At 50.9% G+C, this 7022-nt stretch carries 7 protein-coding genes and 1 pseudogene; all 8 read left to right on the forward strand.

Features of this window, described 5'->3' with window-relative positions; genetic code table 11:
- A partial coding sequence (locus IP81_RS21050; RefSeq protein ID WP_369800781.1) for a calcium-binding protein occupies positions 1 to 809 on the forward strand: 809 nt, incomplete at its 5' end.
- A gap of 611 nt (positions 810 to 1420) precedes the next feature.
- Positions 1421 to 1519: pseudogene (locus IP81_RS21720) on the forward strand (MarR family EPS-associated transcriptional regulator); the annotation flags it as partial.
- A 52-nt stretch (positions 1520 to 1571) separates the two neighbouring features.
- Complete coding sequence (locus tag IP81_RS21405; RefSeq protein ID WP_231627048.1) at positions 1572 to 1787, forward strand: hypothetical protein; 216 nt, start codon at positions 1572 to 1574, stop codon at positions 1785 to 1787.
- A gap of 254 nt (positions 1788 to 2041) precedes the next feature.
- A complete protein-coding gene (locus IP81_RS16695) occupies positions 2042 to 3160 on the forward strand; it encodes a nucleotide sugar dehydrogenase (protein WP_082356261.1) in 1119 nt (372 codons plus the stop codon).
- A complete protein-coding gene (locus tag IP81_RS16700) occupies positions 3096 to 4352 on the forward strand; it encodes an IS701 family transposase (RefSeq protein WP_054109144.1) in 1257 nt (418 codons plus the stop codon). Before IP81_RS16695 ends, IP81_RS16700 begins: the two co-directional genes overlap by 65 nt.
- A gap of 93 nt (positions 4353 to 4445) precedes the next feature.
- The gene (locus IP81_RS16705; protein ID WP_054109145.1) at positions 4446 to 4766 is read left to right on the forward strand and encodes a UDP binding domain-containing protein; all 321 of its coding nucleotides are present in this window, start codon (positions 4446 to 4448) and stop codon (positions 4764 to 4766) included.
- Positions 4767 to 4782: 16 nt separating this feature from the next.
- Positions 4783 to 6120, forward strand: a complete 1338-nt coding sequence (locus IP81_RS16710; protein ID WP_157573318.1) for a lipopolysaccharide biosynthesis protein — start codon at positions 4783 to 4785, stop codon at positions 6118 to 6120.
- A gap of 77 nt (positions 6121 to 6197) precedes the next feature.
- On the forward strand, positions 6198 to 6839 hold the full coding sequence (locus IP81_RS20580) for a hypothetical protein (RefSeq protein ID WP_197274683.1): 642 nt from the start codon (positions 6198 to 6200) through the stop codon (positions 6837 to 6839).
- Positions 6840 to 7022: the final 183 nt, after the last annotated feature.

The raw sequence follows: 7022 nt of genomic DNA on the forward strand, positions 1-7022 counted from the left end.
TGGCGGCGACATCACTGAATGCGCTCGATACCGCCACGACGGGCGCGATCGATGCGGCAAGTGTGACAAAGCTCACGGGGTCTTCTTCGGAACTTGCGACGAGCTACGCGTCGGGCGGTGTTACGGGTCTTGGCGATGAGGTTGTTTTGCTGACCGGTACAGCGGCTACTGCGATAGAGTTGAACGCAATCAATGCTGCCAACACCGGTACGGTGGATATGTCGACTGTTCTGACCGTGACGGGTTCTGCTGCAGATCTAATCACCACATATTTCGGTGCTGGCCTCCGTGGCCGGGGTAATGAAGCACTTACGCTAACCGACACGTCGGTAGCGGCCTCAAGCCTGAACAGCCTCGACACAAGAACAACCGGCATCATCGATGCTTCGTCTGTTTCAGTCCTTACCGGGGGATCAGCACAAGTATCCGCTGCATTTGCATCAGCCGGTATTTCAGGGCTGGGCAATGCTGCGATCGATGTCACTGGTAGTAGCGGAATTGATACAATCGCTGGCAGTACATGGAACGATATCATCGACGGTGCTGGAGGTGCTGATATACTGACAGGCGGCCTTGGTAGTGACACGTTTGTTTTTGTAGCCGGCCAGGCAAATGGCGACGTCGTCCTGGATTATAGCGGCGTATCCGGCCAACAAGACGAGCTCGTTTTCGAAGGTTATGGAGCTAGTGCGACCTTTACGGATCTGGGTGATGGGCTTTACGAAATAGCCAACGCATCGAGGACGATTGTAGACGTCATCACAGTCAATAACTATTCGAGCGGCCTTCTCGTGGACATCATCATATAAAGGCGTTTGGCATTCCAGCGCCACATAGGCGAAGGGATTGTCTGTACGCCTGATGGGTTCAATTCAACGGGACGAGGGGTATGCCTCTCGTCCCGTTTATTCTTGGGCAGTCAGAGCCCATCGCGCTTACGGTACAGGGTGCGCCAAGTCTGAAACCCAATCCGATAGCGACCTCTCATTTTGCGCCGGGTCAATCGGCGTGTTCGATCAAGACGCAGGATCGGTTTTGCCCCACGCGGATAACGTGGCGGAGACTGCGCACGCAGCACATCAAATCCGAGCCAGTGAGCGATTATAAGTTACTACAGCAAGGCAGGATAACTGCAGAAAGTGATCGTCATCGCGGAGGCAAAAATGCAAACGCGCTGTCCAAGAGGCGTCAGACTTCAATGAAGTAAGTGCCTTGATCGATGATGGTGCTCGATGAGACATACCGGCTAAGCGAATTAATCTTGGGAACGTCCGAAAGCCCTTTTCGAATCTGCCGAAATCGCCTAAGTGTTCAAGACTAAACGAGGAGCGTCAGCTTGCTCGTAGATCGTACGAACCACGGAAGGTGCAGATGCACCTGCCGTGCGGTAGCTTTAATACGCGCAGTATCGATCAAAACCATGGCAAATGATAGAATTGCACAGCAGCGCGAGGACTTGCATTTCAGGGTCTTGCGACTACTGGAAAGCCGACCGGACGCATCTCAGCGTGAAATTGCCGGAGAGCTCGGAGCGAGCCTTGGTGCGATCAATTTTTGCGTCAGCGCATTGATTGAAAAAAGGGCACATCAAACTCGCCAATTTCAAAGCCTTAAAAAACAAACTTGGCTACGTCTACGTTTCAACTCCCAAAGGGATCGGTCACCGAGCCCAGCTTGCAGTTGGATTCATCAGGCGCAAGATGGTTGAATTCGAGGAAATCCAGGCCGAGTTAGAACAGCTCATCGGCGAGTTTAAAGAAGCACCTGTCAACTTGACACGAGATTAGGCGAGCCGGCGTCTTGGCAAAAGCAATGCCAGTTTTGAGCTATCGGCAGCAGAGCAAATAAGAGCATCGGTCACGACGGCGCCGATGGTAGGGATTTGCCGGGTGCTATGTTTTTCCTGGCGGCGAGCTGCCTGTTGGTGCTGCTAGATACTCCGCTGTTCAAGTGCGTCGAAGCTATCCCCCGAAAGTTGGCTGCAGATGAGTCTACACAATTTACCGCTTGGTTTCGAGACAGTTACACAAAGTAGGATGTTATGACCGTTCACTCCCAGTGGCTCGGCGATGTGCGGATCGCTGTTATCGGCCTCGGTTACGTCGGACTGCCACTTGCTGTCGAGTTCGGTGCGAAATTTCCTACATTAGGCTTCGACATTGACGTAGCGCGCATCGTATCATTGCGGGCGGGATATGACCATACGTTGGAAACCGAACCCGAAGCGCTGGCACGGGCGGACCAGCTAAAATTCAGCACCGATTGCTATGATTTGCGTCATTGCAACGTCTATATTGTGACCGTGCCGACACCGATCGACAAGCACAAGCGTCCTGATCTCGGTCCAATCCTTGCGGCATCGGAAACGGTGGGACGTGTTATCAAAAAAGGCGATACCGTAGTTTTTGAATCGACTGTTTATCCTGGCTGCACCGAGCAGGATTGCGTGCCGGTGCTGGAAACGTGGTCAGGCCTAAAGCTGAACGAGGATTTTACCGTCGGCTACTCGCCCGAGCACATCAATCCAGCTGACAAAGAGCATCGTCTTCCAAACATTCTGAAGGTAACCTCAGGCTCGACACCAGAGGCGTGTGGCCGCATTGACGCCTTATATCGCCAAATCATTACAGCAGGTACTTATAAGGCTGACAGCATCCGCATTGCTGAAGCTGCAAAGGTTATCGAAAATACACAGCGCGACCTTAACATCGCCCTGATCAACGAGCTAGCAATCATCTTCGGTCGCATGGGTATCGACACTGAAGCTGTGCTTAATGCTGCCGGAACCAAGTGGAATTTTCTTCCATTCCGACCTGGCCTCGTTGGCGGCCATTGCATCGGCGTTGATCCCTACTACCTGACATACGCTGCAGAGGCGTGTGGCTATCACCCTGAAATCATTTTGGCGGGAAGGCGTTTAAATGACAGCATGGGGACTTATGTCGCCTACCAACTGGTCAAAGCGATGCTCCGGAAGAGGATACATGTTCAAGGCTCACGCGAGCTAGCACTACTTTGGCAGAATTGTGATTTATGGGATTCCCTGCAGGGGAAATGCGTGATTCATAGGGAGCCAGCTTTGATGGAGGCTGGCGATGGAAGAGGATTGGCAGCGGGATCTCGAGCATTGGCTTGGGCCGTATCTCAAGAAGTTGGGTAACAAGACGCGGCGGCGGATGTGCCCGGCCTGCATCGCCGGCTTGATTGGACCTGGCGATCGCAAGAGCATCCAGCCCATGGCGGCCCGCGCAGACGCGCGCAGCTATGACCGGCTGCATCATTTCATCGGTGCCGGGATTTGGGACAGCGCGCCGTTGGAGGCTACGTTGTGGCGGCAAGCGGATGAGTTGGTTGGTGGTGACAAAGGCTGGCTGATCATCGACGACACAGCCCTTCCCAAGAAGGGCAAGGCCTCGGTCGGGGTCGCGCCCCAATATGCTACGGTACTGGGCAAGAACGCGAACTGCCAGACGCTCGTGTCGGTAACCTTGGCTTCGGGGGAGGTGCCGGTCATGCTGGGTTTGCGGCTATACCTGCCGGAAAGCTGGACCAGCGACACGGCCCGGATGGAGAGGGCCGGCGTGCCCGAAGATTTCCAATCCTATCGCACGAAGCCCGACATCGCCATCGAGGAGATCGACCGGGTCATTGCTGCCGGCGTGCGCTTCGGCTGCGTCCTTGCCGACGCCGGCTATGGCTTGTCAGCGCCGTTCCGGCAGGCGCTAAGTGCACGAGGCTTGTGCTGGGCCGTTGGCATTCCCCGCCACCAGAAGGTCTATCCTGCCGACGTGCAGTTGATCTTCCCGGTGGCAGGACGTGGGCGACCACGGGTTCGGCATGTGCCCGACGTCAAATCCCGAGCAGCCCATGCCATGCTCGAAGATGCGAAATGGCGGCAGGTCAGTTGGCGCCGAGGGACCAAAGGCCGCCTGACGGCTCGCTTTGCGGCCATGCGTGTGCGTGTCGCCGATGGTGCGCCACAGCGGATCGGCGCTGCTGGCGCACAGCATATGCCAGGCGAAGAAGCTTGGCTCGTGGGTGAGCATCGCTCGAACGGCGAGCGAAAATACTATCTTTCCAACCTTCCCGCCGACACCGCGATCAAGGACGTCGCCGGCGCCATCAAGGCGCGCTGGATTTGCGAACAGGCGCACCAGCAACTCAAGGAGGAACTCGGCCTCGACCACTTCGAAGGACGATCATGGACGGGGCTGCATCGCCACCTTCTCATGACAATGATGGCCTATGCCTTCCTGCAAACACGAAGGCTCGCGCAGGCGGGCCGGAAAAAAAAGAGTCTCCGGACCTCCGCCTCAGCCGAGCATGCCAGCCATCCGACAGGCCATCATTGACCGAATATCGCGACCTCCGCCAGACCAGTGCCCTCACTGCGGTGGGAGCCTATCAGTCACGCATTTCAAACTTCTGCCAAAGTAGTGCTAGTTATGGGCTTTGCCTTCAAGGAAAACTGCCCGGACGTTCGTAATACGCGAGTGATTGATGTCGTTTCGGAATTGAATGATTTGGGTGCAAATGTTGACATTTTTGACCCATGGGTCAACCTTGATCTGGCGAATGAAAAAAATGGCGTCAATTTTATCCAAAATCCCAAGCAAAATGAATACGATGGAATTGTTATTGCTGTTGCACACGATTTATTCAAAAACATGGGAGCGCAAAAAATTCGGCAATTCGGGCGCGAAAATAGTGTGGTTTTTGACATAAAGCATCTGCTTCCGTCAGATATGGTAGATATACGTCTTTGAAAATGTGAGGGCATTGGTGAATAAGAATATTCATCGCTTAATTGAACATACTGCCACGCGACAAATGTCGTTTTACGCAAATTTTGTATTTCGGGGAATTACGGCCTTTGGACAATTGTGCCTTATCTGGTTCGTCGGGCGTTTCGTTGGAGCCAGCGCGCTTGGCTTGATGGTCTTAAATCTCGCATGTATTACGCTCTTGTCTGTTTTGGTAAATCTCGGTCATAACATCGCAACGATGAGGCAATTTGCCCTCGATCCTCACAGCCAAAAATCATACCGACTTTTATTTCGGTCAGCCATCACAGTAGCGCTTATTAGTTTCGTCGCATCTACATTCTTGGCCATTTCTAGTAATGAATTTTTTGATTTGGTCGCATTAGATTTTGCCGAGCGCAAAGTGAGCCAGTTATACATATATTGTATATTTCCGGCCTCAATGACTTTATTGCTTTCTGGATTTCTTAAAGGTGTTGGGCAAGCCTCCGCAGCAATATTAAGTGATATTGGAGTTGTTTCGTTCTCATCGGTAGTTTTATTATTAATTTATTCGAGTATCAGCGGTGGTCGCGAAGTGACGGATAGCATGGCAGCCTATGCTATTATTGGGTCCTATTGGCTTGTCTTTTTTGCAAGTCTTGCAAATTTCTTTCGAGGGCTACCGCGCCTGGGTAACAATAAGCATTCCATGGGCATTGCAGAAGGGGAATGGGGGCTTCACTGCCGAACCGCGGCTCGACTGTTGGTTGTGAATTTAGCTGAAATAGCAAATGCGACAATTCCGCTTATCATCATCGGCTCGCTTGTCTCAAACGAGTCTCTTGCCGGATTTCGAGTTGCGGAACGCGTTGCGACATTGATAAGCTTCGGATTGGTGGTGGCAAACATCACGCTTCCGGCAGCTATTGGAAGTGCCATTTCAACCGGGAACCGCCAAGGAATCCAGGATGCACTGAAGAGCGGCTCCAAAAAAGCATGTTTGGTTGGGATAGTTATTGCTATTCCGCTGTTGCTTTTCCCCACCTACATTTTGTCAAATTTGGGAGTCGAGCTTATAAATTCTATATATATACTTTATATACTGATGTTCGCCCAAATAGTAAACATGGTCACAGGGCCCACTCTTCTTACTCTGAAAATTTCAGAGCATACAAAATTTGTAGCTATCTGGAGTGGTATAACATCGATCTTATACATCGCTTTTTTGCCAATATCGATTAATTATTTTGGAATATTGGGTGCAGCAATACTGTCTTGCATGAATATAGTGACTTACAACGTCGTGAGTGTTCTATATTTAAACATGGCGTTTGGGGTTTTAGCAATTCCCTTTACACGTCGAAAAATAAAGTAACGAATGGTGGTGATATTTTGCTGAAGCATAAATCTATAATTTATATCGCTGGGTATGGACGAAGCGGTTCAACGATATTGTCATTGCTCATTTCGCAAAACAGTGACGTTATTTCATTAGGAGAAATATGTAATTTTCAGAAAGATATTTTCGAAAAGAGTCGTTGCAGTTGCGGATCACTTTATCATCAGTGTGATTTTTGGGGGGACTACTGTCAAGATAAATCTATTAGCGATCCTATTTGCTATGCGGCTCGTCGATCTGAGGCATCTTATCTGGTTGATTCAAGCAAAACGGCATATTGGAACGCTTTGCGGCCATTTATGCTCAGGCGTTCCGGCTGGAATGTTTTCGTCATACACATGAGACGGGATTTGCCGTCAGTTATACGTTCAGCAAAAAAGGGGCGTAACACACATTTGGAAAATGGCGTTATAAGAAAACGGCTATTTGAATCGTTGCGCACGTGCTTTGGTCGGCTGATAGCAGATCTAGCTGCGATAATTTGGAAGCTTTTTGGATTTGGCCCATATCTCGCAGTTAATTATCAAAACTTGCGAGAGGATTTTGATTATTCAGTAAATGCCATTGGTAAGTTTTTGAATGTCGATTTGAGTATCGCTCGCGAGAAAGTCCTAAAAAGGCAGGCGCTCGATGTCGGTCATGAGGTTTCGGGAAACCGTCTATTACGTGCTGGGCCTGTGTATTTTTGGATTTGACCATATAGTGCGTGCCCCTTTGATCGTGCTGCCTAGGAGTAGCTGTCAATCACCAACCAACCGGGTATAAGGCTGTATCTCCTAATCCGGAAGTTACACGCAATTGGCCTTGGACAGATAGCTGGACACCCGCAAAAACTGATGGAGTTTCGGCGTCGATGGTGATTCATTGATGGAGACCGA

This window comes from Novosphingobium sp. AAP83 (assembly GCF_001295795.1).
Classification (GTDB): Bacteria; Pseudomonadota; Alphaproteobacteria; order Sphingomonadales; family Sphingomonadaceae; genus Novosphingobium.

What these genes read in the sequence shown, in the direction of transcription:
- IP81_RS16705 (WP_054109145.1), top strand. Translation starts at nt 4,446, where the DNA reads ATGGGCTTTGCCTTCAAGGAAAACTGCCCGGACGTTCGTAATACGCGA.
- IP81_RS16700 (WP_054109144.1), top strand. Translation starts at nt 3,096, where the DNA reads ATGGAAGAGGATTGGCAGCGGGATCTCGAGCATTGGCTTGGGCCGTAT.
- IP81_RS16695 (WP_082356261.1), top strand. Translation starts at nt 2,042, where the DNA reads ATGACCGTTCACTCCCAGTGGCTCGGCGATGTGCGGATCGCTGTTATC.